The sequence below is a fragment of the Deinococcus humi genome (assembly GCF_014201875.1).
In the GTDB taxonomy this organism is placed as follows: Bacteria; Deinococcota; Deinococci; order Deinococcales; family Deinococcaceae; genus Deinococcus; species Deinococcus humi.
Genome location: NZ_JACHFL010000003.1, coordinates 323,908 through 349,879, shown reverse-complemented (window position 1 = coordinate 349,879; position 25,972 = coordinate 323,908). Strand labels below are relative to the sequence as shown.

29 protein-coding genes are annotated in these 25,972 nt (G+C 67.4%); 12 read left to right on the top strand and 17 right to left on the bottom strand.

What is annotated here, in order from left to right; translation table 11 throughout:
• The first annotated feature begins 11 nt into the window (after positions 1–11).
• The 4 genes from HNQ08_RS08480 (at position 12) to HNQ08_RS08465 (ending at position 2,932) form a co-directional block, all read left to right on the top strand.
• Positions 12–1,439, top strand: a complete 1,428-nt coding sequence (locus HNQ08_RS08480; RefSeq protein ID WP_184129885.1) for an amidase family protein — start codon at positions 12–14, stop codon at positions 1,437–1,439.
• Between the two features lie 313 nt (positions 1,440–1,752).
• Positions 1,753–2,142, top strand: a complete 390-nt coding sequence (locus HNQ08_RS08475; RefSeq protein WP_425321340.1) for a DUF3208 domain-containing protein — start codon at positions 1,753–1,755, stop codon at positions 2,140–2,142.
• A complete protein-coding gene (locus HNQ08_RS08470) occupies positions 2,139–2,345 on the top strand; it encodes a hypothetical protein (RefSeq protein ID WP_184129879.1) in 207 nt (68 codons plus the stop codon). Before HNQ08_RS08475 ends, HNQ08_RS08470 begins: the two co-directional genes overlap by 4 nt.
• Positions 2,342–2,932 carry a DJ-1/PfpI family protein gene (locus HNQ08_RS08465; protein WP_184129876.1) on the top strand — a complete coding sequence of 197 codons (591 nt, stop codon included), beginning with the start codon at positions 2,342–2,344 and terminating at the stop codon, positions 2,930–2,932. The genes HNQ08_RS08470 and HNQ08_RS08465 overlap by 4 nt, the downstream gene beginning before the upstream one ends.
• A gap of 51 nt (positions 2,933–2,983) precedes the next feature.
• Here HNQ08_RS08465 and HNQ08_RS08460 read toward each other — a convergent pair whose 3' ends face one another.
• A complete protein-coding gene (locus tag HNQ08_RS08460; RefSeq protein WP_184129872.1) occupies positions 2,984–3,826 on the bottom strand; it encodes a PIG-L deacetylase family protein in 843 nt (280 codons plus the stop codon).
• Positions 3,827–3,945: 119 nt separating this feature from the next.
• Positions 3,946–4,179, bottom strand: coding sequence for a hypothetical protein (locus HNQ08_RS08455; RefSeq protein WP_425321339.1), 234 nt, complete (start codon positions 4,177–4,179; stop codon positions 3,946–3,948).
• Positions 4,180–4,230: 51 nt separating this feature from the next.
• On the opposite strand from HNQ08_RS08455, the gene HNQ08_RS08450 reads away from it, so the two are divergent.
• Genes HNQ08_RS08450 through HNQ08_RS08440 form a run of 3 tightly spaced genes read left to right on the top strand, consistent with a single transcriptional unit; the run spans position 4,231 to position 5,618 of the window.
• On the top strand, positions 4,231–4,863 hold the full coding sequence (locus HNQ08_RS08450) for a ParA family protein (RefSeq protein WP_184129869.1): 633 nt from the start codon (positions 4,231–4,233) through the stop codon (positions 4,861–4,863).
• Between the two features lie 10 nt (positions 4,864–4,873).
• Entirely contained in the window at positions 4,874–5,119 is a 246-nt protein-coding gene (locus tag HNQ08_RS08445) for a hypothetical protein (protein WP_184129866.1), read from the top strand.
• 4 nt (positions 5,120–5,123) lie between these two features.
• Complete coding sequence (locus HNQ08_RS08440) at positions 5,124–5,618, top strand: hypothetical protein (protein WP_184129863.1); 495 nt, start codon at positions 5,124–5,126, stop codon at positions 5,616–5,618.
• A gap of 64 nt (positions 5,619–5,682) precedes the next feature.
• On the opposite strand, the gene HNQ08_RS08435 is transcribed toward HNQ08_RS08440, so the two are convergent.
• Both HNQ08_RS08435 and HNQ08_RS08430 read right to left on the bottom strand, forming a co-directional pair.
• On the bottom strand, positions 5,683–6,630 hold the full coding sequence (locus tag HNQ08_RS08435; RefSeq protein WP_184129860.1) for an aldo/keto reductase family protein: 948 nt from the start codon (positions 6,628–6,630) through the stop codon (positions 5,683–5,685).
• A gap of 93 nt (positions 6,631–6,723) precedes the next feature.
• The gene (locus HNQ08_RS08430) at positions 6,724–7,698 is read right to left on the bottom strand and encodes a threonine ammonia-lyase (RefSeq protein ID WP_184129857.1); all 975 of its coding nucleotides are present in this window, start codon (positions 7,696–7,698) and stop codon (positions 6,724–6,726) included.
• A gap of 36 nt (positions 7,699–7,734) precedes the next feature.
• On the opposite strand from HNQ08_RS08430, the gene HNQ08_RS08425 reads away from it, so the two are divergent.
• The 3 genes from HNQ08_RS08425 (at position 7,735) to HNQ08_RS08415 (ending at position 9,891) form a co-directional block, all read left to right on the top strand.
• Positions 7,735–8,634 (top strand): MBL fold metallo-hydrolase, encoded by a 900-nt coding sequence (locus HNQ08_RS08425; protein ID WP_184129854.1) that lies wholly within the window; start codon positions 7,735–7,737, stop codon positions 8,632–8,634.
• A 47-nt stretch (positions 8,635–8,681) separates the two neighbouring features.
• Positions 8,682–9,323 carry a Dps family protein gene (locus HNQ08_RS08420; protein ID WP_184129851.1) on the top strand — a complete coding sequence of 214 codons (642 nt, stop codon included), beginning with the start codon at positions 8,682–8,684 and terminating at the stop codon, positions 9,321–9,323.
• A gap of 76 nt (positions 9,324–9,399) precedes the next feature.
• Positions 9,400–9,891, top strand: a complete 492-nt coding sequence (locus HNQ08_RS08415) for a DUF4385 domain-containing protein (protein ID WP_184129848.1) — start codon at positions 9,400–9,402, stop codon at positions 9,889–9,891.
• Positions 9,892–9,900: 9 nt separating this feature from the next.
• Here the strand turns inward: HNQ08_RS08415 and mnmE are convergent, their stop codons facing one another.
• Together mnmE and HNQ08_RS08405 are read right to left on the bottom strand one after the other, a co-directional pair.
• Complete coding sequence (gene mnmE, locus HNQ08_RS08410; protein ID WP_229790046.1) at positions 9,901–11,223, bottom strand: tRNA uridine-5-carboxymethylaminomethyl(34) synthesis GTPase MnmE; 1,323 nt, start codon at positions 11,221–11,223, stop codon at positions 9,901–9,903.
• A 58-nt stretch (positions 11,224–11,281) separates the two neighbouring features.
• Positions 11,282–11,983 carry a DUF4258 domain-containing protein gene (locus HNQ08_RS08405; protein WP_229790047.1) on the bottom strand — a complete coding sequence of 234 codons (702 nt, stop codon included), beginning with the start codon at positions 11,981–11,983 and terminating at the stop codon, positions 11,282–11,284.
• A 287-nt stretch (positions 11,984–12,270) separates the two neighbouring features.
• On the opposite strand from HNQ08_RS08405, the gene HNQ08_RS08400 reads away from it, so the two are divergent.
• Positions 12,271–13,131, top strand: coding sequence for a GNAT family N-acetyltransferase (locus HNQ08_RS08400; RefSeq protein WP_184129842.1), 861 nt, complete (start codon positions 12,271–12,273; stop codon positions 13,129–13,131).
• A 25-nt stretch (positions 13,132–13,156) separates the two neighbouring features.
• On the opposite strand, the gene HNQ08_RS08395 is transcribed toward HNQ08_RS08400, so the two are convergent.
• The 10 genes from HNQ08_RS08395 to gmk all read right to left on the bottom strand — a co-directional run bounded on the left by HNQ08_RS08395 (position 13,157) and on the right by gmk (position 23,032).
• Positions 13,157–14,761 (bottom strand): GMC family oxidoreductase, encoded by a 1,605-nt coding sequence (locus HNQ08_RS08395; protein ID WP_184129839.1) that lies wholly within the window; start codon positions 14,759–14,761, stop codon positions 13,157–13,159.
• A gap of 35 nt (positions 14,762–14,796) precedes the next feature.
• A complete protein-coding gene (locus tag HNQ08_RS08390) occupies positions 14,797–15,411 on the bottom strand; it encodes an HD domain-containing protein (protein WP_229790048.1) in 615 nt (204 codons plus the stop codon).
• The gene (locus HNQ08_RS08385; RefSeq protein ID WP_184129836.1) at positions 15,396–16,529 is read right to left on the bottom strand and encodes a cysteine desulfurase family protein; all 1,134 of its coding nucleotides are present in this window, start codon (positions 16,527–16,529) and stop codon (positions 15,396–15,398) included. The genes HNQ08_RS08390 and HNQ08_RS08385 overlap by 16 nt, the downstream gene beginning before the upstream one ends.
• 8 nt (positions 16,530–16,537) lie before the next feature.
• The gene (locus HNQ08_RS08380; protein WP_184129832.1) at positions 16,538–18,220 is read right to left on the bottom strand and encodes a PASTA domain-containing protein; all 1,683 of its coding nucleotides are present in this window, start codon (positions 18,218–18,220) and stop codon (positions 16,538–16,540) included.
• A gap of 301 nt (positions 18,221–18,521) precedes the next feature.
• On the bottom strand, positions 18,522–19,160 hold the full coding sequence (locus HNQ08_RS08375) for a CoA transferase subunit B (protein WP_184129828.1): 639 nt from the start codon (positions 19,158–19,160) through the stop codon (positions 18,522–18,524).
• Between the two features lie 2 nt (positions 19,161–19,162).
• The gene (locus tag HNQ08_RS08370) at positions 19,163–19,897 is read right to left on the bottom strand and encodes a CoA transferase subunit A (protein ID WP_184129825.1); all 735 of its coding nucleotides are present in this window, start codon (positions 19,895–19,897) and stop codon (positions 19,163–19,165) included.
• A gap of 121 nt (positions 19,898–20,018) precedes the next feature.
• Positions 20,019–20,702: a PspA/IM30 family protein gene (locus HNQ08_RS08365; protein ID WP_184129821.1), complete on the bottom strand. Its 684-nt coding sequence runs from the start codon at positions 20,700–20,702 to the stop codon at positions 20,019–20,021.
• A gap of 194 nt (positions 20,703–20,896) precedes the next feature.
• Complete coding sequence (locus HNQ08_RS08360; RefSeq protein ID WP_184129817.1) at positions 20,897–21,715, bottom strand: hypothetical protein; 819 nt, start codon at positions 21,713–21,715, stop codon at positions 20,897–20,899.
• A 64-nt stretch (positions 21,716–21,779) separates the two neighbouring features.
• Positions 21,780–22,298: a macro domain-containing protein gene (locus tag HNQ08_RS08355; protein ID WP_184129814.1), complete on the bottom strand. Its 519-nt coding sequence runs from the start codon at positions 22,296–22,298 to the stop codon at positions 21,780–21,782.
• 20 nt (positions 22,299–22,318) lie between these two features.
• Complete coding sequence (gene gmk / locus HNQ08_RS08350; protein WP_184129811.1) at positions 22,319–23,032, bottom strand: guanylate kinase; 714 nt, start codon at positions 23,030–23,032, stop codon at positions 22,319–22,321.
• Positions 23,033–23,174: 142 nt separating this feature from the next.
• Between gmk and HNQ08_RS08345 the strand changes: the two genes are divergently transcribed.
• Positions 23,175–24,104 (top strand): hypothetical protein, encoded by a 930-nt coding sequence (locus HNQ08_RS08345; protein ID WP_229790049.1) that lies wholly within the window; start codon positions 23,175–23,177, stop codon positions 24,102–24,104.
• On the opposite strand, the gene HNQ08_RS08340 is transcribed toward HNQ08_RS08345, so the two are convergent.
• On the bottom strand, positions 24,088–25,950 hold the full coding sequence (locus HNQ08_RS08340) for an ABC transporter ATP-binding protein (protein WP_184129808.1): 1,863 nt from the start codon (positions 25,948–25,950) through the stop codon (positions 24,088–24,090). The genes HNQ08_RS08345 and HNQ08_RS08340 overlap by 17 nt on opposite strands.
• Positions 25,951–25,972: the final 22 nt, after the last annotated feature.

Genomic DNA, 25,972 nt, shown 5'->3' with positions numbered 1-25,972 from the left:
CAGTGTTCCGCATGACTCTCCCCCTGCCCGACCCCATCCTCGATCTGGACGCCACCGATCTGGCCGAGGCCACCCGCCGCGGCGATCTGACCTGCGGCGAGGTGACGCGCACCTATCTGGACCGTTTGGAGGCCCTGAACCCTCGGCTGCGCGCCGTGATCACCGTCCACCCCTACGCGCGTGCGGTGGCCGACGCGCTGGACGCCCTGGAGCCGGAAGAGCGTGGCCCCCTGCACGGCTGCCCGCTGTTGATCAAGGACAACATTGATGTGGCAGGACTGCCCACGACAGCGGGCAGTGCCCTGATGGCCGCGCATGTGCCCACGGTCGATGCCCCGCTGGTGGCCCGGCTGCGTGCGGCGGGTGCCGTGATCCTGGGCAAGGCCAACATGACCGAGTGGGCCAATTTTATGACGCTGGGCATGGTGAACGGCTATTCCTCGTTGGGGGGGCAGACGGTCAATCCTTGGGGTCCGGAGCACGATACGGGGGGCAGTTCCTCGGGCAGCGGCGTCGCGGTGGCCGCAAGGCTGTGCGTGGCGGCGGTGGGGACCGAGACCAGTGGCAGCGTTGTCAGCCCGGCACACGAAAGCGGCGTGGTAGGTCTCAAGCCCACCCTGGGACTGATTCCGCGCACGGGGATCGTGCCGATCAGCCACAGCCAGGACACGGCGGGGCCGATCACCCGCAGCGCCCGCGACGCCCTGCTGCTGCTGGGCATCATGGCCGGCCCGGACACGCAGGACGAGGCCAGCCGCCGTGTGCCGGTTCCCGAGCTGACCCTGGGCCACGGCACCCTGAAAGGCGCGACGATTGGCATCGTGACCGATAAAACCGGCGTGGCCGAGACGGACGCCGCCAGTCTGGATCTGGCCCGCGCCGCCCTGAAGCGGGCGGGGGCCACCGTGCGCGACGTGACCTTTCCCAGCCGTGAAGAGCTGAACAGCAACGGCGTGATGCTGGAGGTGCTGGAGTACGAGTTCAAGGGGGACCTGAACGCCTACCTGTCCGGCGTCACGAACGGGCCACAGACCCTGACCGACGTGATCGCGGGCAATCAGGCCCAGCCGGAGCGCTGCCTGAAGTACGGGCAGACCTTTCTGCACGCTGCCCAGGGCACACGTGGCGACGCCAGCGAGCCGGGCTACCACCTAGCCCGCGCACGCGACCTGCGCCTGACCCGCGAGCAGGGCTTCGATCTGCTGTTCGCGGCTGGCCTGGACGCCGTGGTCTTTCCCGGCATTCACGGCTGCGCGCTGGCGGCCAAGGCCGGGTATCCCAGTCTGGCCATGCCCGTTCATGCACCAGATGCTCCAGCCAGCACCCGCCCTGGCGGTGTGCTGCTGGTGGCCCCGGCAGGCGCGGATGCATCGCTGCTGTCGCTGGCTGTCCCTCTGGAAACAGAGATGGGCGGCGTCCGCTTCCCCGCGCTGGACTAGGGTTCCAGAGAAATTCAGATGGGCAGCAGTCCGGCGGGTAAGCGGATGGCTCCCTCCCGGTGTAGGGAACCTTTGGGCAGGCACTTGAAGAGACGATCTTGCAGCGATGGTAGCTAAGGTTGATGGTCAGCTTGTACCTTGAGCCTTCCAGCGAGGACGGGCAGGGGTCCGGGTTGAGAGGTTGGATCTTCAACCTGGACAGATCTGCCAGGATTCCCAGCCGCTGTTCTCATTCACCAGACGGGTCAGAGATGCAGGAAATGGATGAAGGCTTAAGCCTGCTCCGCTGCGCAGAGCAGGTATGCTGTGCGATGTGAGTCCCACCGAACCGCAGGCCGGAGGCCGCGCCGCTATCCGTCTGCTGCAAGGCTACATCTGGCACGCCCAGGACGCCGATATTGACCTGGAGCATTTCCTGCCCCGAGAACTGGACCTGCCCACGCCTCCTGGTCTGGGCGAGCAGGAAAGTGCCCACGTCCTGTGGGACACGGTCAGCCCTCCCTTCGCTTTTTTTGAGAACGGCGACCCCACCGCCTCTCAGGTCTTCTACCAGTTCACGGTGCTGCGCGTGTACGACGAGCGCCCCGACAACGCCGAACTGCATGAGGACGCCAGCGCTGCCTCTCAGGCTCTGGGACCGCTGCTGGACGGCACGCCCGAGGGTGTCGGCTGGCAACTGTGGGAGGATCTGCGGGAGCTGTGATCCGCTGGCTCGATCTTCTCACCGAGGGGGATTCCCACCCGCGGCGTTTTGACGGTGCGCAGAGCCTGCGTGCCTACCTGCTGCGAATCGAACGCCTGTCCGAGGAAGCTGCCGACACGCTGATCGAAAATGGTCACGTCGCCCCACCGTTGGCCCGCCGCGAGTACCGGCTGCGCCCTGTGTCGCCGTCCACGTTTCAATGACCACGTCCGGGCAGGACGCCACACCGACCCAGGAGGCTGGCGGTCCCCTCGTCGCCGTGCCCGTCTACGCGGGGGTCAGCGAGCTGGAACTGGGCATCATGGTCACGGTCTGCCGCCTGTGCGGCGGCGACGGCGCAGCCATTACGGTCAACCGCTCACGCGCCAGCATCGTGACTGCCGGAGGGCTGGTCAGTACGCCGCACGTGCTGTACGCCGCCCTGCCCGAACCTGCCGCGCTGCTGCTGCCCGGTGGCCCCGGAGCCCTGAAAGCGGCCCGCGATCCGCTGCTCAAAGCGTTTCTTACGTCCCACGCCGCCCTGCCCATTGGGGCCAGCGGCAGCGGCGTGCTCCTGCTGGGCGAGGCTGGCGTGCTGACCGGGCGTGAGGTGGGCGGCCCGGCGGATCTGGCCGATACTTTGTGGGGCCACGGCGTGGCCGAGGTGCATCCTGGCGCGGTCTGGACCGACGCGCAGCTCTGCACCACGGCGGGTGGTTTCCCCGCGCTGCATGCTGCCCTGCACGTTGCCGCCGCCCTCTGGGGTGTGGAGGCGGCGGCGGACGCTGCGCGGCGTTTGGGAACCTTGTAAGTCGACTTCAGCTGCGTCATGCGTGGAGGGAGCAGCCCCCCTAAGCTGCTTTCAGTCCAGGCCTTCTCCTCCAACAACTCCGTCGAACAGCCCCTTCAGCGGCCAGTTCTGGATCGGCGTGCGCGTGCCTCCGATACTGAAGTTCTCAAAGCCCAGCATGCGAGTTTCCATCTCGTCGCGTTCTTCCTGTGACATCTGGCCAAGGCGGCTGTCCGGCCCCATCTGGGTCCCGTGGGCGGCCAGCGCCGCCTTCTTGTTCTCGCGGTAGGGGCTGACATCCATGCGAACCGCGATGGTGTTCTCGGCGACGCCGTAGATTTCCGGGTCCAGGTCCTGGCCCATGCGCGCGAGTCCCCTGGCGGCCTCCACGTTCAGTGCCGTGAAGTACAGCCGCTGCGGCCCGCCGTAGGGCAACACGCCTGTGCTGAAAAAAGCGGCGGTGGCCGCCCGGTTGATCTGGAGATGATCGATGTGACCGTAGCCGCCGTGCGGATCAAAGGTCACCAGCACTTGAGGCTGATACTCGGCGATCACGGCGCGGAGCTTGACCTCGATGTCCAGCGGGGTGACGTTCATCATCGCCAGCGGATCGTCGTAGCGGGTGCGCTCGAATCGCCCCGAGTCGTGGAAATCCAGAAAGACGGGCGCAGGGATGTCCAGCGCCTTGCACGCCTCGCGCAACTCGTGCTCGCGTTGCTGGCCCAAATCGTCCACGGTCATGCCCGGCACGGTGATCTTGCCCGCCTCGCCCCGGTTGGCGCAGACCAGCTGCACGCGCACGCCCTTGCGCGCGTAATGCGTCAAGGTTCCGCCCACCGAGAACGCCTCGTCGTCAGGGTGGGCGAATACCGCCATCAGCGTGGGTTTGGGGGCTGGCTCGTGTGATTCGGTCATGGTCCCGAGTGTAGTGCGGCAACCGCGCCTGACCCCCTAACGCACGCTGATGGCCCAGGCGAAAAGCCCTCAGCTCGATGAATTCCATGCTCCGCGCCCTGCTTCTGATTCCTGATTGGTCAGCCCCAGGACGGCGAGGCCTCCCCGGCCTCCAGGCGCAAGCCGCGCAGGTAGAAGTCCCACACGGCATCCGGCCACGTCTGGTAGATCCGGCGGCGGTTGGGCACGTCGGCCGCCTCCAGCGCCTCCCCGATGGCGCGGTAGAAGCGGCTGCCCTGCTGTTTCATCGCCAGCGCCGTCCAGTACACCTCGGCGGCCATGAGCGTTTCCAGGCGGTCGGCGTCCATATTCATGCCCCCATGATGCCTGACGTAATCCGCCGTCTCGTCTGCTACGCTCCGCCCATGCCCCGAGTCCTCGCCGTCACATCTGAAAAGGGAGGGGTGGGCAAGAGCACGCTGGCGGTCCATCTGGCTGGAGCGTTCGCGGAGCGTGGCCTGTCCACCGTGCTGATCGACGAGGACGGCCGTGTCGGCAGCAGCCTGCGCTGGGCGGCGCGCTCGGGCGAGACCGGTCTGGTTCAACCCGGGTTGGGCTTTCCGGTACTCGCCCCGGACGAGGTCAAACCCAAGAAGCTGGCGGCTGCCGATGCCATCTTGATCGACACCGAGGGCCGTCCGAAGCGCAAGGAACTGCGCCGTCTCTCCGAACGGGCGGACCTGATCCTGCTCCCCAGCGGAATTAGTGCGCTGGAACTGGAGGCCACCCGCGAGCTGCTGGATTTCCTGCTGGACTCTGGGGATATGGGCCGCAAGACCCGCGTCGTCCTGACCCGCGTGCCTCCCGTGGGCCACGCCGCAGAGGACGCCCGCGAGAATCTGCGCGACGAGGGCTTGACCGTGTGCAACACGCTGGTGCGCCAGTACGCCGCCTACCAGAAGGCCGCCGAACTGGGCACGCTGGCCCGCGACGTGCGTGATGCCCGCGCCGCAGTGGCCTGGGCGGACATTCTGGCCCTCTCGCGGGAACTGCTGTGAGGATGGATTGATGGGCCGCTTCGATTATCTGGATGGCAAGCCGAAAAAGGGCAAGAGGGCCGGCAGCCGGGGCAACCACCCGGCGCCCGATGACCGCCGCAAGGGCGAGTCCGGCGAACGCGTGGAAGTCGTCTACATCCGCAAGGAGACGTTGCGGGCGGTCTGGCGCGAGGTCCGCAACGATGGTGACCCCGCCGAGAGCGTCAGTGAACTCGTAGAGGATCTGTTGCTGGCCTGGCTGCGCGAACGGGCCTAGCTCCGTGACGCCGCTTCAGCGCAGGGCGGCGCGTCTTGCGGGGCTGATCCTGGCGCTGGTGTTGATCGTCCCGGGCGTCCTGCGTCCGCTACAGAACTATCCGCTCCATCTGGTGAACCTGATCTTCCACGAGGTGGGTCACGTTCTGCTGAGGTGGGCGGGCGAAACCGTCACGTTGCTGGGCGGCAGCCTGTTTCAACTGCTCGTTCCTGCAGCCTGCGTCGCTACCTTTCTGCGGCGTGGGGACCGCTACGCGGCGGGCATCGTCGCCCTGTGGCTGGGGCAATCCTTCGCGGGCGTCGCCGCCTACATCCGCGACGCCCCCGCCCGCACCCTGGAGCTGATCACGGGAGCCCCGGACACCCACGATTGGTGGCAGCTCCTAGTGGGGTGGGACGCGCTGAATCTGGCCGAGCCGCTGGCGCGAGCGGTTTTCTTCCTGGCCTTGCCCCCGGTGATCGTGGGCGCGGCGCTGGCCTTGTGGGACGACATGCGCTGAGCTGTCTCGGCACAAAAATGCCCCCTCCACTTGGAAGGGGGTGGATTCGGCAATGGACAGCTGCTTACGACGGGTTCAGGATCTCCTCGATCTTCTGTTGCACATCGTCGCTCAGGCGCACGCCGCCTGCTTTCACGGTGTCCTCAATCTGCGAGACCTTGGTGGCCCCCGTGATCACGCTGCTGACCCCTGGTTGACGCAGCAGCCATGCCAGGGCCAGTTGCGCCCGTGTGATGCCCAGATCGTCAGCAATCGGTTTCAGGTCACGCACCTTCTGGATGTTCTCTTCCGTCAGGAAGTTCTTGCCCCAGTTTTCCTTCTCCGTCAGGCGCGCACCCTCAGGTTTGCCGTCGTCGTACTTGCCGGTCAGCAGGCCCATCGCCAGCGGACTCCAGACCACCAGGCCGATCCCCGCGCCCGCCGTATACGGGAGGATTTCCTTCTCCACACGCTCGCGGCGCATCATGGAGTACTCGGGCTGTTCGGTCACAGGGCCATGCAGGCCGTTGGCACGGGCGAACTCCACGGCTTGCGCAATCCGTGCCGCAGGCCACATGGAGGTGCCCCAGTACAGCGCCTTGCCGTCGCGGATGACCTGATCGAAGGCCATCACGATCTCTTCCATCGGCACGCTCTCGTCGTAGCGGTGCGAGAAATAGATGTCCAGATAGTCGGTTTCCAGACGCTTCAGGGTCTTGTCGATGCTTTCGAGCACATGTTTGCGGCTCAGGCCCCGGTCATTCACGTCGTCGCTCATGGGCCAGAACACTTTGCTGGACATCACCAGCGTGTGGCGAGGCAGTTCCTTCAGCACGGCGCCCATCAGTTGCTCGCTGCGGCCCTTGGCGTAAATATCGGCCTGATCGAAGAAGTTCACGCCACCCTCGTAGGCCGCCGTCACGATGTCGCGGACCATCTTCTGATCGTCGACGCCCATCCCGTAGGTCTCCCAGCCACCCAGCGCCACTTCACTGACTTTCAGACCACTCCTGCCCAGATTGCGATATTCCATAGGGAGCCACTTTAACTCTTAAAGCACGATGGGCGGTCAAGTTCAAAGTTCGGTAAAGGGTCTGGGGCTGGGTGTGAACTGGGACGCCTGGGCTCAGTTCCCAGCCTCTCCCAGCAACTCGATCAGGGTGGCCGTGTCCAGATTGCCGCCGCTGACCACCGCCACCACCGGGCCGGGGCCGAAAGCGTGATCGCCGTACAGCGCCGCCGCCACCGTCACCGCGCCGCTGGGTTCGGCCACCAGCCTGGCCCTCGTCACCGTGTCGCGCACGGCCCGCCGCATCTCCGCCTCGCTGACGGTCACGATGTCGTCCAGGTGGGCCTGGATGTGCTCCCAGGTCAGTTCGCCCAGTTGGGTCACACGCAGGCCGTCTGCCAGCGTGCTCGCCACCTGCGCCGCGTCCCAGCTCACGCGCTGCCCGGCCCGCAGGCTGGCGTGGGCGTCTGCCGCAAGTTCTGGCTCTACCCCGATCACGCGCACGTCCGGACGCTGACCCTTGATGGCGACCGCCACCCCCGAGATCAGCCCGCCGCCGCTGACTGGCACCAGGACCGTGCCCACTTCCGGCAGATCCTCCAGAATCTCCAGCCCTACCGTCCCGGCCCCGGCAATGATGTGCGCGTCGTCGTAGGGCGGCACTGGGGTCAGGCCGCGCTCATGGGCCAGCTCCGCCGCTTTCGCGGCGCGCTCCTCGCTGGCGTTGCCCACTAGCACCACTTCTGCGCCGCACGAGCGGGTGGCCGCCAGTTTGGTCTGTGGCGCACCCGCCGGCATGACCACCACTGCCGGGATGTCCAGCGCCCGCGCAGCGTACGCCACTGCCCCGGCGTGGTTGCCGCTGGAATGGGCGACAACGCCCCTGGACCGCTGTTCCGGCGTCAGCGACAGCAGTTTGTTGAAGGCCCCGCGCAGCTTGAAAGCGCCGGTGGGGTGCAGGTTCTCGGCTTTGAGCCACAGGTTCTCGCCGGATAGGGGAACCAGCGGTGTGCGGCCCACCCAGTCTTTCAGGCGGGTCCGGGCGTCCTGAATTTCAGCCAACGTCACGAGTTGTCGGGTTGTGGTGGTCATGCGTGCGCCTCCTGGCCCCACGCTACCCTGTTCTTCATGTCCCTGATTGCCCTGGCCCCCGGCGTCCTCTATTTTCCTGGCGCGGTCAACAGCTTCGTAGTGGTGGGCCGGGTCATGGACGCGCTGCTGGTGGATACAGGCCTTGACGACTCGCATGCGCGCAAGCTGTTGCGGGCAGTGGCAGAGGCAGGCTTGACCCCCAGCGGCATCCTCAACACCCACAGCCACGCGGACCACCACGGCGGCAATGCCTTCATTCTCAAGCGCTTCCCGGAACTGAAAGTCTTCGCGCCGCCGCTGGAAAACGCCGTCATCACCCACCCCATCCTGGAACCACTGACCCTGTTCGGCGCTCGCCCGCCGCGCGAGTTGCAGAGCAAGTTCCTGCTCGCCCCGCCCAGCCCGGCTCGCCTGGCCCCCGAGCCGGGGTTGTGCCGCATCGGTGGGGCCGATATCGAGCTGATCGAGGTGGCCGGGCACGCCTCGCTGATGTACGCCGTGCGCGTCGGCGAGGTCCTGTACGCCGCCGACGCGCTGTTTGGCCCCGATGCCCTGGGGAAGCACCCGCTGACCTTCTGCGCCGACAGTCGCTTGCAAAAGCAGAGCGCGGCTAGGCTGGAGCAACTGCCAGGCGTCCGCACCGTCCTGCCGGGCCACGGCGATCCCACGGATGATCTCAGCGGGCTGGTGGCGGTCAATCTCGCTGCCTACGAGCGAACGACTGAGGCGGTCATGGACGCGGTAGACGGCGGAGAGGCCAGCGTCGACGAATTGCTGGCCCGGGTCTGCGACGCCCTGGATGTGACGATGACCAACGCTGGGGCCGTGGTTCTCAACCGCGCGGTGGTCAGTGCCCACCTGACGGAACTCCTCGAAGCGGGCCGGGTGGGGATGAAGGTAACGGGCAACAAACTCATCTTCAGCGCGCAAGCGTAAAGAAATCCGCATGGCCGGCACACGCGGGCCGGGGGTAGCGTGGGGCCATGACCAAAAAGAGCAAGGCCGATCCCTCCACGCCCAGCAAGGCCAGCAGCAAGGCCGCCAAGCAGGCCAGCGACGCGCAGGCCGCCAAGCCTGGCGCGACGCCCGGCGGTGAGGCCAAGGCCGATGCGGCCCATCTGGAAACACCGTTCAATGCTCTGGTGGACCACAATTACCTCTCGGAGAGCGAGTTCAATACTGTGGCCGAGACATTGCAGCGCAACCTTGCCACCAGCATCTCCCTCTACCTGAAGTTCAAGAAGTACCACTGGGACATCCGGGGTCGCTTCTTCCGCGACCTGCACCTGGCCTACGACGAGTTCATCGAGAAGATCTTTCCCAGCATCGACGAGCAGGCCGAGCGTCTGGTGGCCCTTGGCGGAAGCCCCATTGCCGCGCCCAGCGATCTGGAACGTTTCAGCGTGGTCAAGGTGCCCACCGAGACCGTTCGTGACGCCCGCTCCCAGGTGGCCGATCTGGTGAGTGACCTGACCCGCGTGTCCAGGGGCTACCGTGACGATAGCCAGACGGTGGACGACGCCAACGATCCTGCGACTGCCGACCTGTACAACGGCTACGCCGCGACGATCGATATGATCCGCTGGATGCTGCAGGCCATCATGGATGACGACCGCCTGAACTGAAGCTTGGACCCAACGTTGCGACGGGCTGCCGGTTGGTTCCAGCAGCCCGTCATTTTGCTGTGCTGGAGGCCGGCGAATGCCCAGATTCGACTATGACCTGAATTACGCCGAACTCGACCTGCGTGCCCACCCCGAGCTGTACCGCGTCGGGCGGGGAGAGCAGGGCGTGTTGCTGGTGCAACCGTACAAGGGAGAGATCCTGCCGCACTGGCGTTTTGCCACCCCCGAGGCGGCCCGCGAGAGCAGCGAGGCCATCTACGCCATGTTCGAGCAGTACCTTGAAGACGGCGATTTCGTCGGCGCGGACATGGCCCGCAAGTTTTTGCAGATGGGCTTCACCCGTGCCCGCCGTTACGCGAATCACAAGGGGGGCAAGAAGTACGCTGGCCCCGTCCCGGACGACAAGAAGGGTCAGAGTGGCGCCCATGGCCGCGCGGAATTGCCCCGGCAGCCGGAAGACCCTGTGAAAGCGGAAGCCGCCCGCATCTTCAAAGCCAGATGGGACGAGGCAGAGGTGAACGAGACCTACGCGCGCCTTAAGAAGGAGCACCGCGCGAAGTACGGCTGAGCGAATCGACTACTTGCCTACACAGAAATTGCGGAACACAGCGTCCACCACATCCTCCTGCACGTCCTGCCCGGTGATCTCGGCCAGGGCGCGCAGGGCTTCTTCCAGTTCGTAGCCTGCAAGATCGTCGGGCAGGCTCCGGGCTGCCTGTACGTGGTCCAGCGCCCGCCGGGCCGCGTCCGCCTGCCGCTCGGTGGTCAGCCACGCCTCGCCGCGCGCCGCGTCCCCCAGCAGTGCCGTCCGAACCCCCTCGCGCAACAGGGGAAGGCCCTCACCCGTGACGGCACTCACGTCCAGCAGATCCACACTCGTCCACGCGGCGGGAAGATCGGCCTTTGTGCGGAGGCGAATCACCCGTGCGGGCGTGCCGGTCAGGTCCAGCGGCAACTCCTCGCGCGGCGCGCTGCCGTCCTCCAGGGCCAGGATGAGATCAGCGGCCTCTGCCAGCGCCCGTGCCTGCCTGACCCCCGCCGCCTCGATCTCGTCCAGAGTCTCGCGCAGGCCCGCGGTGTCTACCAGCGTGACCGGCACGCCTGCCAGTTCCAGGCCCGCCTCCAGATAGTCGCGAGTGGTGCCCGGGGTGGGTGTCACGATGCTGCGCTCAAAGCCGACCAGCGCATTCAGCAAGCTGCTTTTCCCCGCGTTGGGCCGCCCGATCAGCGCCAGTCGCGCGCCCCGCGTGCTGACCTGTCCGGCACGCGCACTGGCGAGCAGGGCTTCCAGTTCCGCCTGGGCGTGGGCCAGCGGCTGGGCGCGGTCCTCATCCGGCACGCCTTCCTCGGGGTAGTCCAGCATGGCCTGAATGGCGGCCAGCGCGCGGATCAGCCCGCCCGCCACCCGTGCCACCCGCGCGCCCAGCGCCCCCGACAGGCCCAGGCTGGCCTGCCGCCGCGCGCCATCGGTCTGGGCCTCTACCAGCCCCAGCACGGCCTCGGCCTGCGCTAGATCCAGGCGGCCTGCCAGGTACGCCCGCAAGGTGAATTCGCCGGGCCGCGCCGGGCGGGCGCCCAGTTCCAGTGCCCGCGCCAGCACCCGGCTCAGGACGGCTGGGCTGCCGTGCGATTGCAGTTCCACCACGTTCTCGCCGGTGTAGCTCCGTGGCTCCCGGAAAATCAGACACAGCCCCTCGTCCAGGACCTCGCCGTCGTCTGCGACCAGCTCACCAAAGAGAAAGCGCCCACCTCCCGTGCCGGAGGGGGTGCGCCTTCCTTTGAACAGGCCGTCGGCCACGGTCAGCGCCGCTGGTCCGCTGACCCGCACGATGCCCACCCCCGCGCTGCCGGGGGCAGTGGCAATAGCGGCGATGGTGTCGGACAGGCCAGAACGGGTCACGGGGCCAAGCGTAGCAGGGGAGAGGGGTGATCCAGATGGCAGGAGATCACCAAATCGCTCAGCGCTTCCAGCGCCCCCGTCCACGCGTGCCTGCCTTCGCGCCCGGCGTGCTGGTGTGCGCCCGGATCTGCTCGTCGTCATAGCGCAGCATCACGGCCAGCCGGGCGCGGCTGATGATGTGATGCGGGTGTTTGGGCACGAAGGCAGTCACGATGTCCAGGTGTCCGTCCCTGTGGTACTGGGCCACCACATGCAGCGGCAGAGCCACCCCGCAGGCCTCGAAGGAGCCGCAGACCAGCCAGCGCCGATCTTCTGGGTACACGGCGCGCACGCGCCCGCTGAGCAGCACGTTGATGATGTCGTGTTCTAGAAAGCCCTCGGCGCGGGCGTGACCGATAGCATGCGGGCACAGGTGGTACCGGGTGTCGTAGACCGCGTCGCGCAGCTGAGCGTGGGCGCGCGACAGGCTGAATTCGTCGGTGGCGACGCCGGCCAGCTCGACCTCGCGCTGCGGCTTGACCGGGGCCGCGCGTACGGCGCGGGGGGGCAGGGGTGTGGGCGCACGGCGGGCAGCCTTCTCGGCGCGCGACAACTGGGCGCGCAGGGCCAGCAGATCAGTCCCGGTCTGGACCTCGGCCAGCAGCGCAGACTGCGGCTGCCCCTTGGACTGGGTGGGTGTCTGCGGCGCAGCGGGCAGGGCACGGCGGCCCCCCTGACGGTTGTGGTTCATCCCAAGCGGTTTGCTGGACTGTTTGGTCACGGCGAACACCTCCGAAAAAACGTTGCCCGCCTCCCTGCCCTTCGGTCCTTTCTGTCGGGTGACCCTCTGACCTGCACCCTTCAAAAAAGAAAAGGCCCCTCAAACACGGCTTCGTGTCTGTGGGGAGGCAGGCGTCGTACCCTGTTCAGGGCATGCAGTCAATATAGCACGGCGCGGCAAAAAAGGGCGTGACGCGCTCGGCAGACAGCGCGCCGCCTCGCCTCCTACGCTGAGAGGCGAATTTCAGGCCGCCGCCGATCCACCGCCTTCCCGCTGGAGGACACCCCATGATCCGTTCCATGCAGGCCACCGATATTCCTGACGTCCTCGCGCTGCTCCACTGGATGGACGCTGCCCCCGAACGTGAGGTCTTCGCTCCCGATTCCCGTGACCCGCGTGAACTGCATCTGGAATGCGAGGACGGCCTGTGTCTGGTAGAAGAGGATGACGACGGCGTGCGCGCGTACTGCGCCCTGTCGCCCTTCCGCGACGGTCTGGTGCTTGAGGGACCGATCAGTGACGGCGGCTCTCTGAGCGCCCTGCTGAACCGCGCCGCGCAGCATACCGAGGGCCAGCCAGTGTATGCCTTCACCGCCCGCGACAACCTGCCGGTGCGCTCCGCGCTGGAGGCTGCCGGGTTTGCGCCGCTGCACAGCACTGCCTTCTACTCCGCGCCGCTGGGCCAGATCTCGCGCTCCGCCCGTGTTCCTGAGGGTCTGCGGGCCACCAGTACCCTGCCCATTGCCGAATACCGCGCTCTGTACCGCGCTGCCGAGGACGCCTGGGCCGGCCGCCTGGACTGGACCCCCGAGCAGTACGCTGCGCACTTCGCCGACGATACGGTGAGGTTGGTGGCGCTCTGGCGTGGGGACCACCCGGTAGGCTTTGCCGAGCTGGAATTCAGCCCGGACGACGCCCGCGCCGACGTGACGTATCTGGCAGTCCATCCCGCCGAGCGTGGACAGGGGTTGGGTCGCGTGCTGCTGGCCCTGGCCGCCGCCGAGGCCCAGACGCATCCTGAACTGCGCACCCTGCGTGTGCGCGCCCATGACCATCTGCGCTCGGCCCGCGCCCTGTATGCCCATATGGGGTTCACCCACTGCCGCAGCATCGTGACCTACCTGCTGGACGGCGAGGAAGAGGCGTAGCGGGCTCCCAGAAATTAGAAGCTGGTCAGGACACGCCCTCTGCCACAAACCCCGCCGCCCGCGCGCCGATCATCATGGTCGTGGCGTTGGTGTTGGCGTGGATGATGCGCGGCATGACGCTGGCGTCGGCCACCCACAGCCCCTGTGTGCCGTGCACGGCCAGCCGACGGTCTACCACTGCAGTTTCCCCGTCCCCCAGCGCCGCCGTCCCGACAGGGTGATACAGCGTCGCCGCTTCGGCGCGGATAAAGGCGGCGATCGCGGCGTCGCTGCGGATGCCGCCGCCGGGTAGGGCCTCGCCCTGCCGGTGGGCCAGCAGCGGCGGGGTATCGGCGATCTCGCGGGCCAGCCGAACGCCTGCAATCAGGCTCTGGAGGTCACGTTCGTCGCTCAGATACTGCGGATCGATCAGCGGCGCGTCCCGCACGTCCGCCGAGGCCAAGGTGATGCGCCCCCGGCTGTGCGGCTCCACCAGCACGGGGCCAATCGAGAAATGATGTCCCTCTTCTCTGGTAAAGCCGTGGTCCCGGAAGTACGCGGGGCCAAAGTGATACTGCAGATCGGGGTCATCCTTCTGCGGGTCCAGGCCGGGGCGGGCGTGGGCAAATGCCGAGGCCTCGGCAATGTTGCTGGCCAGTGGACCGCTACGGTTTCGCAGGTACTGGGCCAGCGCCAAAACTTCGGGCATGGCCCCCAGAGACGGTGTGTGCGAGCGGAAGATGACGGGCGTCGCCAGATGGTCCTGCAGGCCCTCGCCCACTCCGGGGAGATGCTGGCGCACGCGCAGGCCGTGTTTTTCCAGCTCGGCACGCGGCCCCACGCCCGAGAGCATCAGCAGTTGTGGCGTCTGCACCGCGCCCGCCGCCAGGATGACTGCGCCAGCCGGAGCGTCCAGCGTGCGCCCCTGCCAGCGAAAGCGCACGCCCACCGCCCGCGGTGCGGTGGAATGCGAGGGGTTCCACAGCATCTCCAGCATCTGTGCTCCGGTCAGCACCGTCAGGTTGGGGTGGTTCAACACGGGTTTCAGAAAGGCCCGAAACGCGCTGTAGCGCTCACCGCGCAGGTGGTTGCTTTCCAGCAAGCCCGCGCCCTCCAGTACGCCGTCGTTGAAAGTCCTGGCCTCTGGAATGTGCAGTGCCGCCGCTGCCGCCGTCACGAACGCCTCGCTCAACGGGTGAGAGGCGGCCCGCGAGCCGACCGGCAATTCGCCGTCCACTCCACGCGTTTCGGACGCCCCGCCCCGAAAGTTTTCCAGCGCCCGGAAGGCGGGTAGCACGTCCGCCCAGGTCCAACCCTCGCCCCAGCCGTCGTAGTCGCGTTTCGAGCCACGGATGTAGATGGTGGCGTTGATGGCGCTGGAGCCGCCCAGCACCTTGCCCCGTGGCCAATAGAACCTTCGGCCATCGGCGCGGGCTTGCGGCACCGTCTGAAAGTTCCAGTCCACGGCAGAACGGAACAGGCGCGGAAAGCCTGCTGGGGTGCGAATATACGGATTGGTGTCGCGGCCCCCGGCCTCCAGCAGCAGCACCCGCAGACCCGCGTCCAGCAGCCGCCTCGCCGCCACGCAGCCCCCCGATCCGGCCCCGACGATGACCACATCCGCCCGATTCTTGCCTGTCTGAGCTGTCATTGAACAAAGTATAGGGAGCCGCGCTCAAGTCCAGGCTAGGCCAGCAAACGCTCGGTCAGTCCTGGCAGCAGACGGTAAATGTTGACGCCGCATTCGCGGTCAAAGTCGCCTTTGAGCTTCAGCTTCGCGCGCCACTTGTCGGGCGTACGGGCATTGAAGGTGTAGCGCAGAGCGATGTCCACCAGCCGCTCCTCAACGGTACAAAACCCCCCAGCGAGCCCCAGCATGTCGCACAGCTGAATCAGGCGGTCCTCGTCGGTCTGCCGGGCGCTGGCCATCAAGCGGCTCAGGCGCTGCCACTCCTCGGGCGTGCCGTCCCATTCGCCCTGCAGGCTCTCCATGTCGGGAATCACGAAAGCGTGCGTCACGGCGATGCGGGCGGCGTCACTGTATCCAAGGCCCAGCAGGAAGTCGTGGCCGTCAAGCAGATGACGGTCCCGGTTCGGCCCGGTGCGCCGTCCTAGGTCATGCAGCAGCCCCAGCGTGTAGGCCCGTGTGGGATCGAGGCGCGGATGAACTTCGGCGATGTGCCGCGCGGCCAGGGCGACATTCCGTGAATGGTCCACCCAGGCGCCGGGGTTCAAGGCCGCAGCTTCCAGCAACAGCCCCTCGGCGGTCAGGACGTCCGGCAGGCTCAGGCGCGGCTCCACTCGGCGGCCTGCCTGAGGGCGGCGGCAGCCTGATCGATCTCGTCCGGGGTGGTGGCCCGCCCGAAGCTGAAGCGCAGGCTAGCGCGGGCGTCAGCAGCGCTCAGGCCAATGGCGCTCAGCACATGGCTGGGCTGCATGGTGCCGGCGCTGCACGCGCTCCCGGCACTGGCCGCCACGCCCAGCAGGTCCAAGTTCATCAGTAGAGCCTCGCCATCGGCCCCCGGCAACGTGACCGAGACGACTTTGGGGCTGCCGTCCGCTGGATGGTTGACGCGCAGGCCAGGAATGTCGGAGATATTCCCCATAAATCGCTCGCGCAGCCCGGAGAGGTGGGCAAACGTCGCCTCGCGCTCAGCCTCGGCCCCGTTCAGGGCCACGCCCGCCGCGTAGACCCCGGCGGTGTCCTGGGTGCCGGGGCGGGTGCCGCCCTCCTGCCCCCCGCCGAAAGTCACCGGGGGCAATTGCGCGCCGCGCCGCACGTAAACGAAGCCCACGCCACGCGGCCCGCCCCATTTGTGGGCACTGAAGGTGGCGTAGGTCACGCCCCAATCGGCCAGATTCACGGCCAGCACGCCGGGGGCCTGCACCGCGTCGCTGTGATAGGGCACGCCCCGCGCGGCGGCGACGGCAGTCAGGGCGGGCGTGTCCTGCACGGTCCCCAGCTCGTTGTTAGCGTGATGGATGGACACCAGCGCGGTCTCGGGGCGCAGCGTGGCCTCCAGCTCCTGCGGCGAGTAGCGCCCGTGGGCATCGGGCTTCAGCCAGGACACCGCCCAGCCGCGAGCCTCCAGCCAGCGGGCCGGGGCCAGCACGGCGGAATGCTCGGTGGGTGTGGTGATCAGGTGGCCGGGCGCACCGTGCGCTTCCTGCCACTCGCGGGCCACGCCCAGCAACACGGCGTTGTCGCCCTCGGTGCCGCCGCTGTTGGCGATCACGGTACGCGGGTCCACGCCGAAGGCCGCGGCGACGTGCGCGCGTCCCTCCTCCAGCCGCTCGCGGGCGGCCTGACCCGCCGCGTGGACGCTGGCGGGATTGCCGGGCAGGGCCGCCGCCTGCGCGTAGGCGGCGAGTGCCTCGGCGGTCATGGGATGTGTGGCTGCGTAGTCTAAATAAATCATGCCGTGTGCTAGTTGGGATTGACGGTGGCGTAATCCGCCCCGTCCTGCCGCACGATGAACACCGCGTCCCCCACGACCTGGATGGGCTGCGAACTGTTGGCGTTGCGCCCGGCGAGTTGCGAGGCGTCGGTGGGTTGCAGGATCTGGCGTTCGCCGTTCGCGTCGCTGACCACCACGCTGTAGGTTCCGGCAGGTAGATCGGCGGGGAAGGTGTACTCGAAACTGACGCTGCGGGTCTCAGGGGCAGTGGTCTCGGGGGTGCCCGTTTCTGCATCTGGAACTGTGGCAGAACCCTCCTGCGTTGTGGGGACCGTGGTGTCCGCCGGCTCCTGTGGAGCGGGGATCTGTTCCTGCGGCAATGGTTCGGGGGTTGCCTCCTGCGGCAGGGGCTGCGGCCCGCTGGGAACCTCGGACTCAGGGGTCTCGGGTTCGGGCGGAGGTGGCAGGGGCAGGCTGCCTGCCGGGCGACTGGGCGGGCTGTAACGGGCCACCGCCACGGTCAGGGTCACGGGGCCGCCCACCTCCACCCGAACGAAGGGCGCGGGAGTCTGCTCCAGCACGCTGCCGGGGGGCTTGTCGCTGGGCTGCTCGCTCACCTTGGTGATCACCAGACCAGCCGTCCGGGCGTACTCGCGCGCCTGATCCACGGTCAGGCCCGTCAGGGAGGGCAGCCAGGTTTCCTTGCCGCTAATTCCGGTGCTGACCATCACCTGCACGGGCTGACCGCGCTGGGCGGGCGAGCCGGCTTCGGGCAGTTGCGAGACGATACGCCCCTCGGGAGTGTTGGTCAGCGTGCCGTCCACCTTGAGCACCTTGCCCAGCACCATCGAGCGGTCCTTGAGGGTGTTCCTCGCCTGATCGAGGTTCTGTTCTTCCAGTTTGGGCACTTCGACGGAGGGGGGATTGTTGACCGTCAGCGTGATCAGGCGTCCAATCGGCAGGTTGGTGCCGGCTGCCGGCTCCTGCCGGATGATCGTGCCCACTCCCTGGTTGCCCACTTGTCCCTCGGTATAGGCCACCCGGAAGCCGTCGGCGGTCAATTTCTTGGCCGCGGTCCGCGCGTCCTGCCCACCCACAGCGGCCACCTCACGCACCGGGGGATTGAGGTAGATCTGCGCGGCCTGCGCGCCCAGGTAGACCGCGCCGCCCAGGAACAGCAGCCCCGGAATAAAGGTCAGCCACGCGCCGGGCTGGCGGGGCCGTTTGATGCGTCCACCGTTCAGCGCGGCCAGCGTTGGGGCGTTGCGCGCCGCGATGTCCTCGGGCGTGCGGGGCAGCTGCAATGCCCGCAGGTAAGCAATCCTGGGCTCGTCACCCTCCAGCATGATGTCGGCGTCGCTGAGGGCGTATCCGTGTTCAGCCAGCCGGGCCGCCAGCGTGCGAACGTTGTCCACCGTTTCCTGGCGCTTCTTGGGCTGCGCCAGCGCACCTTCCAGCGGGAGGCCACCCACCGTCTGCCACACCGCGTAATACGCGCCGGGCCGCGCCACGATATCGGTCAGGCCCGCCGGATTCAGGGCACGCAGCACCGAGCGGTACGCGTGAAATGCCTGACGGTCCGCCGGGGTGGAAATGTCGAACCACGCCACCTGCCGGGTCACACCCTCGGCGGCCCGGACCTCGGAGAGCGTCACGTTGCCGTACCGTGACAACTCCCTCAACACGCCGTACTTGCCGTCGATGGTGGTCATCCTGTTGGTCGCTCCTGCATCGCTCGCCTGCCCCGTCATTCATCCACAGCATAGCGCGGGCCGTGTGTGCGAGGTGGGAGGTCTTGAACCCTAGCGGATCAAGTCGCCAAACCCGCTGTGGGTCCATCCAAATCCCAGTTCCTGCTGTGCAAGAGATTCAGACACCACCGCCAGGACGGAGGTCTCCGTCTCCTGCGCTCAACCGGGACAGTTCGAGAATCCGACGGCAATGGCCCGCCCCATCGGTAGTCGGGCCGCCCGCCGTGCGTGGACTGTTCATTTCGGATCTTCGCCCGGCGCTTCAGGCAGTGTGGCCCCGGATGTCCGCTCCGGTCTTTGCCTGGAGTTCCTCCAGTGTCACGCCGGGAGCAAGCTCCACCAGCGCCAGCCCGCCTTCAGTCACGTCAAGCACCCCCAGATCGGTGATGATCCGGTCCACCACACCCACGCCGGTCAGCGGCAGGGTGCATTCCTGCAAGATCTTGTGGGCCTCGCCCTTGGCGGTGTGTTCCATTAGCACCACCACGCGCTGCACCCCGGCCACAAGATCCATCGCGCCGCCCATGCCCTTGACCATCTTACCGGGGATCATCCAGTTGGCCAGATCGCCGCGTTCGCTGACCTGCATGGCCCCCAGGATGGCGAGGTTGATGTGCCCGCCTCGGATCATGGCGAAGCTGTCGGCGCTAGAGAAGAAGCTCGCGCCGGGCAGCGCCGTCACCGTCTGCTTGCCCGCGTTGATCAGGTCCGGGTCGACGGCGTCCTCTGTGGGGAAGGGGCCGATGCCCAGCAGGCCGTTCTCGGATTGCAGCATCACCGACACGCCCTGCGGGATGTGGTTGGCCACCAGCGTGGGCAGGCCGATGCCCAGATTCACGTAATAGCCGTCCTGCAATTCCTGTGCGGCGCGGGCCGCCATCTCGTCACGGTTCCAGGGCATCTTTAGACCTCCTCTCCGGCGGCGGACGAGGCCGGTGTTTCAGCCTTGCGCGTGGTCCGCTGCTCGATGCGTTTTTCCGGCGTCGCGTTCAGAATCACGCGCTGCACGTAGATGCCGGGCGTGTCGATGGTGTCGGGATCGAGCTGGCCGACCTCTACGATTTCCTCCACCTCGGCCACCGTGACCCGCCCGCAGGTCGCCACCACCGGGTTGAAGTTCCGCGCGGTCTTGCGGTACACCAGATTGCCGCTTCGATCGGCCTTCCAGGCCTTGACCAGACTGAGATCGGCCACGATGCCGCGTTCCAGGATGTAGCGCTCGCCGTCAAACTCCTTCTCTTCCTTGCCCTCGGCCACCACCGTGCCCACACCGGTCCGGGTGTAGAAGCCGGGAATGCCTGCCCCGCCCGCGCGCATCCGCTCGGCCAGGGTACCCTGAGGCGTGAATTCCAGCTCCAGCTCCCCGGCCAGGTACTGGCGCTCGAACTCCTTGTTCTCGCCGACGTAGCTGGAGATCATCTTCCTGATCTGACGGGTCTGGAGCAGCAGGCCCAGGCCCCAGCCGTCCACTCCTGCATTGTTGCTCACGGCGGTCAGGTCACGGGCCCCGCTGTCGCGCAGCGCCCCGATCAGGGCCTCGGGAATGCCGCACAGCCCGAAGCCTCCCACCGCGACGGTCTGCCCGTCGGCCACCACATCCGAAAGCGCCTCCGCGGCGCTGGCATACACTTTGTCCATGTGCCGGCCAGTCTAGCGGGCCGGCGTTACGGTAGGGTCACGCGGCGCCGCGGGTCACCGAAAACTCCCCCAGTCCGTTCAACGGTGGGGGAGAAATCTGGGGGTTGAACCTAGCGGCGGATCAGCTGTTGGTTGTCCCCGAGTCGCCGTGGACCTTAGCTTTGAGGGCCGCCATGGCGTCTTCCAGCTCCCGGTCCCGTCCAAGGTCCTTGAGCTGGGCGTCAATGTCGTTCTCGTTGCGCAACTCGGTCATGGCCCTGTTGCGGTCTTCCATGCCGGCGACGCGCTGCTCCATTTCTTCGAAGGCGTCCATCGCGCCCCCGGCCTTGTTGAAGCCGCTGGCGCGGTCCAGGGTCTCGCTGGCCTGTGCAGTCTTCTGGCGGGCCGCCAGCAGCGACTTCTTGGACTCCATCTCGTCGATCTTGGCTTCCAGCGCGCGCAGCTGGGTCTTGAGCTGATCGACAGTGCTGCTCTGGGTGGCGCGCTGCTCGTCGAAGCCCTGGGCCAGGTCCTTGGAGTTCTGGGCGCGGCGCAGCGCTTCTCTTGCCAGATCCTCGTTGCCGCCGCGCAGGGCTTCCTCGGCCTTCTTGTTGTACTCGTCCGCCAGGCGGCGGTTGGTGTTCGCCTCGCGCTCCAGCTTGGCGTTCTGACTCATGGCGTCGGCCACTTCGCTGCGGGCTTCGCCGTAGGCAGCTCGCATGTCGCGCAGGGCCTGATCGATGATCTTGGCGGGATCCTCGGCCTTGCTGATCATATCGTTGACGTTGGCGCGCAGCAGTCGGGACAGTCGGTCAAGAATGCTCATGGTGAATCCTCCTTGGAAAATGAACAACGCCTCAGGGCAACAGGCGATTGCAGCTATGATTACGCACCCGACGCGCGGCGGGTTGCCATCAGCCCCGTTATGAGGCGAGGGTCAAGGCGCTCTCAAGGTGCAGCGGCCCCAGCAGAAGGAGGTGAACGGTCAGACCCGCTCACCTCCTTTCCAGTGGTCTCGCCTTAGAACACGATGGGCTTGAGGCCGATGCTGTCGGCCCCGCAGGCCACGGTCAGGCTCTTTCCGGCGGGAGTCACGGTGCAGCCCAGCGAGCGCAGGCCGTCCAGCGGGAAGATCAGGTTGGTGCCGTCGGTGGCGGGGGCCAGGGGCAGTTCCACCGTGCCGCTGGCGGTCTGCGCGGACTTGCGGCCGACCGTGGCAGTCAGCACCGAGCCGTCTTCCGTGGTCAGGCGGTAGCTGCCGCCGCCCTGGCTGGTCACGTTGACCACCCCGGCCAGATCCCGGCCCAGCACGTAGGGCTGACCCTTGATCACGCCTGCCGGTGTGGTGGGTTTGCCGGCGGCTGGGGCGGCCTTGGCCTGCGCGGCGTCCACCACCACCAGGCTTTCCTTGTCGTTTAGCGCGCTGAGGAGGACAAAAGCACCCAGCGGTCCATTCGCCCGCTCACGGACCAGCAGGGTGCTGGCCTTTCCAGTGGTTTTCCAGGTGCCCACCGCACGCCCGCTGAGTTTGCCGGCAATCAGGGGACGCAGCGAGGCCGCGCCGGTTTGGGTATACAGGCACACCGCCCGTGGGCTGAGCTTGAGGCTGGACGGGCAGCTCACGATCTGTCCTTTGATGGCGGCGCTGATCTCGATGGCGACGGCGCTGGCAGCCTGCGTGGTGGCCGCAGAGGTGGCGGCGGGTTTGGGCGCGGCGGTCTGGGCCGAGGCCGGGGCAGACAGGGTCAGCGCGCCGAGGCCCGAGGCCCCCAGCAACAGCAGGGCCCGCGCCGCATGGCGCGCAGGGGTCAGGGCAACCGAATCAGAATTGGGGAACATATGCGCGCATCCTAAGCGCCGCGCATGAGCATCTACTTTGAGGCGGCTGACCGCGCCTGCAGGTCTAGCCTGCCAGCCGTGCCAGCGCCCGCTGAAAGACGTTCAGGCTGCCGGGGTCGTACAGCACCATGCGGACTTCCAACTCTGGATGAACCTCCAGAAATGCCCGGATCGTCGAGAGGGCCACCGGTGCGGCCTTCTCGGTCGGATAGCCGTAGACGCCCGTGCTGAGCGAGGGAAAGGCGATGCACGAACAGCCATGTTCCACCGCCAGTTCCAGGCTGCGACGGTACGCCCCGGCCAGCAGTTCGGCCTCGCCGCTGTTGCCGCCGCGCCAGATCGGCCCCACGGCGTGGATGACGTACTGCACGCCGCGCCCCTCCAGACCGAAAGCGGGTGTAATGACGGCTGTGCCGGTGGGTGTGCCGCCAAGGCGCCGGATGGCCCGCAACAACTCCGGTCCGGCGGCGCGGTGGATCACGCCGTCCACGCCGCCGCCCCCCATCAGTTCCTTGTTGGCCGCCGTAACGACGGCGGCACAGTCCTGTGCGACGATGTCGCCCTGAACCAGTTCAAGCGGCATAGCTTCCCCTCCGATTCCTGTTATGAATCCACGACACGCTGCAGATCCTGCGCGTCCAGCGTCTCGCTCCTGACCGCCTGCGCCGCCGTGACCGCTGCCCGGTCCTCAGCGGTCCACTCAGCAGGGGCCACCTGCGCGGCCCGCTCGGCGCGCTGCACGGCCAGCAACTCGTCCACGGCGCGGTCGAGGTCATCGTTCACGATCACGTAGCGGAAGGCGTGCGCCTCCTGAATCTCCTCGCGGGCGCGGCGTAACCTCTTCTCGATGCGCTCGGGGGTCTCGGTGGCGCGGCCCTCCAGCCGGCGGCGCAGTTCGGTCAGGCTAGGCGGCATGATGAACACCAGCACCGCCTCGTCGCCCATCCGTGCCTTGACCTGCATGGCGCCCTCCACCTCAATTTCTAGCACCACGTCCTGCCCACGGGCCAGGGCGGCTTCGATGGGTTCGATGGGCGTGCCGTAACGGTTGCCCACGAAGGCGGCATGTTCCAGAAAGCCGCCCGCCCTGGCCTTGCTGTCGAACACTTCCGGCGGCACGAACACGTAATCCACGCCGTGACGTTCTCCAGGCCGGGCCTCACGGGTGGTCCAGGACGTGCTGTAGAAGACGTTCTGTCCCGCCAGCCAGCGCTCGCGCAGGGTGCCCTTGCCCACGCCGGAGGCTCCCGTGATCACGATCAGAAGGCCCCGGCGGGCGGTGGGCGGTGTGGACGGTTCGGCCAGGTCGAGCATCATTGCCCTCCAGAATACCTGCAAGGCGCGCCAGCGTGATAGGGGCACAGCGAGAGTGGGGCAGCTCGGACTGGCCTGCCAGAGTGTGATGCCTGCCGAAAGCCTGGCCCACCTTCCGCCCCGGTTGCGGCCTCTACACTGAAAGGTGTCTTCCGCCCTGACGGTCCGAATGCTGGCCCCGCTGCTGGGGGCGCTGGCGCTGATGGGTTGCACGCCGCTGTACGAGGTGCACCCGGCGCGCACCCCGGCGCTGAATCTGCAGGGGCTGCCACCGGACATCGTGATCTTCAGCATGGCCGGGCGCTGCGCGCCGCCGTGTCTGGCCCCGCGTGACAACTGGGACTATCTGGAATCGCGCGGCACGCTGGACCGGCTGGCCGACGTGTTCACGGCGGCCGGCTTCAGCGTGCAGGTGGCCGGGTACGCCAGCAACGCCGCCGCCAGTTTCTCCTCTGAATACATCGGCGGGCCGCAGCGCGGGTACGAGGCGCTCCGGGGCGACTTCGCGAGGGTCACGAACAGCTGGATGGGGTCGGCCCGCCCACCCCGGCTGGTCCTGCTGGGCCACTCGCAGGGCTCGGTGTGGCTGCACCACCTGGCGCGCGTCAATCCCTATGTTCCAGTTGCCCTGCAGGTCGATCTGGACGGCATCTGCCTGGCCTGGAAGTCCGATTTCGGGGACGGCATCCGCGCCCTGGGGGACCCTTACGGTGACGAGCCGTCCCCCCTGCACGCCTGCGACGCCTTCACGGTGGCCGGGCGCACGGTGGGGGCCAAGGACATCGTGTGGCCCAATGTGGCCCGCAATCTGGAAGTGCAGAGCAAGCGTGTGCCGGCCCGTCCCTCGGCCAGCGGCGGATGGCCGGTCAACTACCTGTTCGAACTCACCCCCAATGTCCGCCTGGACGGCACCCGGAGAGGCATTGAGCGCTTCATCTCCTCGCGTGAGGATCACAGCGCCATCTCGTTCCCGAACAGCGACGCACTGGCCTGGGTCACGGGCAAGGCTGCCGCCGTTGCCGCGGAATGGCGTTTGGAGGACGCCCGGCGCGACAACCTCAAGCCGGACCGTTGACCGGTTCCGCCCCCATCTGCTCCAGGGCGCCGTAGCCCCGCGCCTGCAGGTTGTAGAGGGCGGCGTACTGCCCGCCGCGCTCTATCAATTCCGCGTGACTGCCCGACTCCGCGATCACGCCGCCGTCCAGAACCACGATCTGATCGGCCAGCCGTACGGTGGAAAAGCGGTGCGAGATCAGCAGCGTGATTCGGTCGGTGGTCTGAGCACGCAGCGCCTCGATGGTGTCCGATTCCGCGCGGGCATCCAGCGCCGCCGTCGGCTCGTCGAAGACCAGTACTGAGGCGTCGCGGAAGTACAGTCGCGCCAGTGCCAGCCGTTGCCACTGCCCGCCCGACAGCTGGCGTCCGCCCTGAAACAGTCGGCCCAGCGGCGTGTTCAGCCCTTCGGGCAGCTCGTCCACAAATTCTGCGCCGGCCCGCTGCACCGCGCCCTCCACACCGCCCGCCTCTGAAAGCCGCGCCACCTCGGCCAGCGCCACGTTCTCGCGGGCGCTCATCTGATACTGGCCGAAGTCCTGGAAGATGATGCTCATCTGCTTTTGCACGCTGCGGGGGCTGAAGCGGGCGGCGTCCATACCATTGAGCAGAATGGTGCCGCTGCTCGGTTCGAACAGCCGCGTGAGCAGCTTGACGAGGGTGGTCTTGCCCGCGCCATTCTCGCCCACCAGGGCCAGCGCCTGTCCGCGCCGCACGCTGAAGTTCACGCCGCGCAGCACGTCGCGCTCGGTCAGCGGGTAGCGGAAGCCCACATTCTTGAATTCGATGGTGTCGATTGGCCCGCTCCACACCTCGCCGGCATCCAGATCGCGGCTGGGCAGTTCCAGGAAGTCGAAGAGATTGCGCATGTACAGCAGGTTCTGATAGATGCCGCTGACGCCGTTCAGGAGGTTGCTCACCGTGCCCTGTACCTGCGCGATGCCCAGGACGAAGATGGAGAAGTCCCCTACGCTGATCTGCCCGTCCGCCGCCCGCCGCAGAATCAGCGCGCTCGCCAGCCCGATCAGCAGCGCGGAGGCCAGCGCCGCCGAGAAGCCCCACACCGAGCGGCGGCGCACCAGGTCTTCCAGGGTCTTGCGGAAGCCCAGGTAGTACGCACGCCAGCGGCCCAGCAGATGGCCCTCGAAGCCGAACAGCCGCACTTCCTTGACCAGCGTGTCGGAGGTCAGCAGGCTGCCCAGGTAGTTCTGCACGCGGGCGTCGTGGGTCTGGCGGCGCAGCATGCGGTAGCCCTCGATGCCGAACCGGTTGCTGACGATCACCCCCGGCACGCTCGCCAGCAGCACCAGGGGCAACACCCATACGCCCAGCCGGGCCATCAATGCGCCCACCGACACGAGGGTCACGGCGGCCCCCGCCAGTCCCACCAGTTGCGTCGCCACGCCGAGGGGCCGCGAACCCACCTCGCGGTACGCCTGCTGCAGCCGGTCGTAGGTCTCGGCGTTCTCGAAAGCCTCCACCGACAGGCCCGACGCCTTGTCCAGAATCCGGCGGCTGACGCTGTGTTGCAGGCTGTCGCCCAGCAGTTGCTGAGAGGCAGTGCCCACCGTGGACAGCAGGCTGCCGAACACACCCAGCGCCACCTGAATGGCGAGCAGGGTCAGCAGCGCCGCGTAGGTCACGCCGCCGCTCGCCGCCTGCGCCACCTCATCCAGTAGCAGTTTGCCGACGTACAGATTGGCGGCAGGCAGCGCGCTCCCGATCAGGGTGGTGGCGGCATAGGTGAAGCTGTGCCGGGGGCTGGCATGCCACACGAGCCCCAGCGTGCTGAGCAGGTCACGCAGCCGGTGCGACAGGGCCACGTTCTCGTTCTGAACTGGGTTTTGCGGGCGCGCCATGCCGGTCATCCGCGCCGAGTCTGCCGCAATT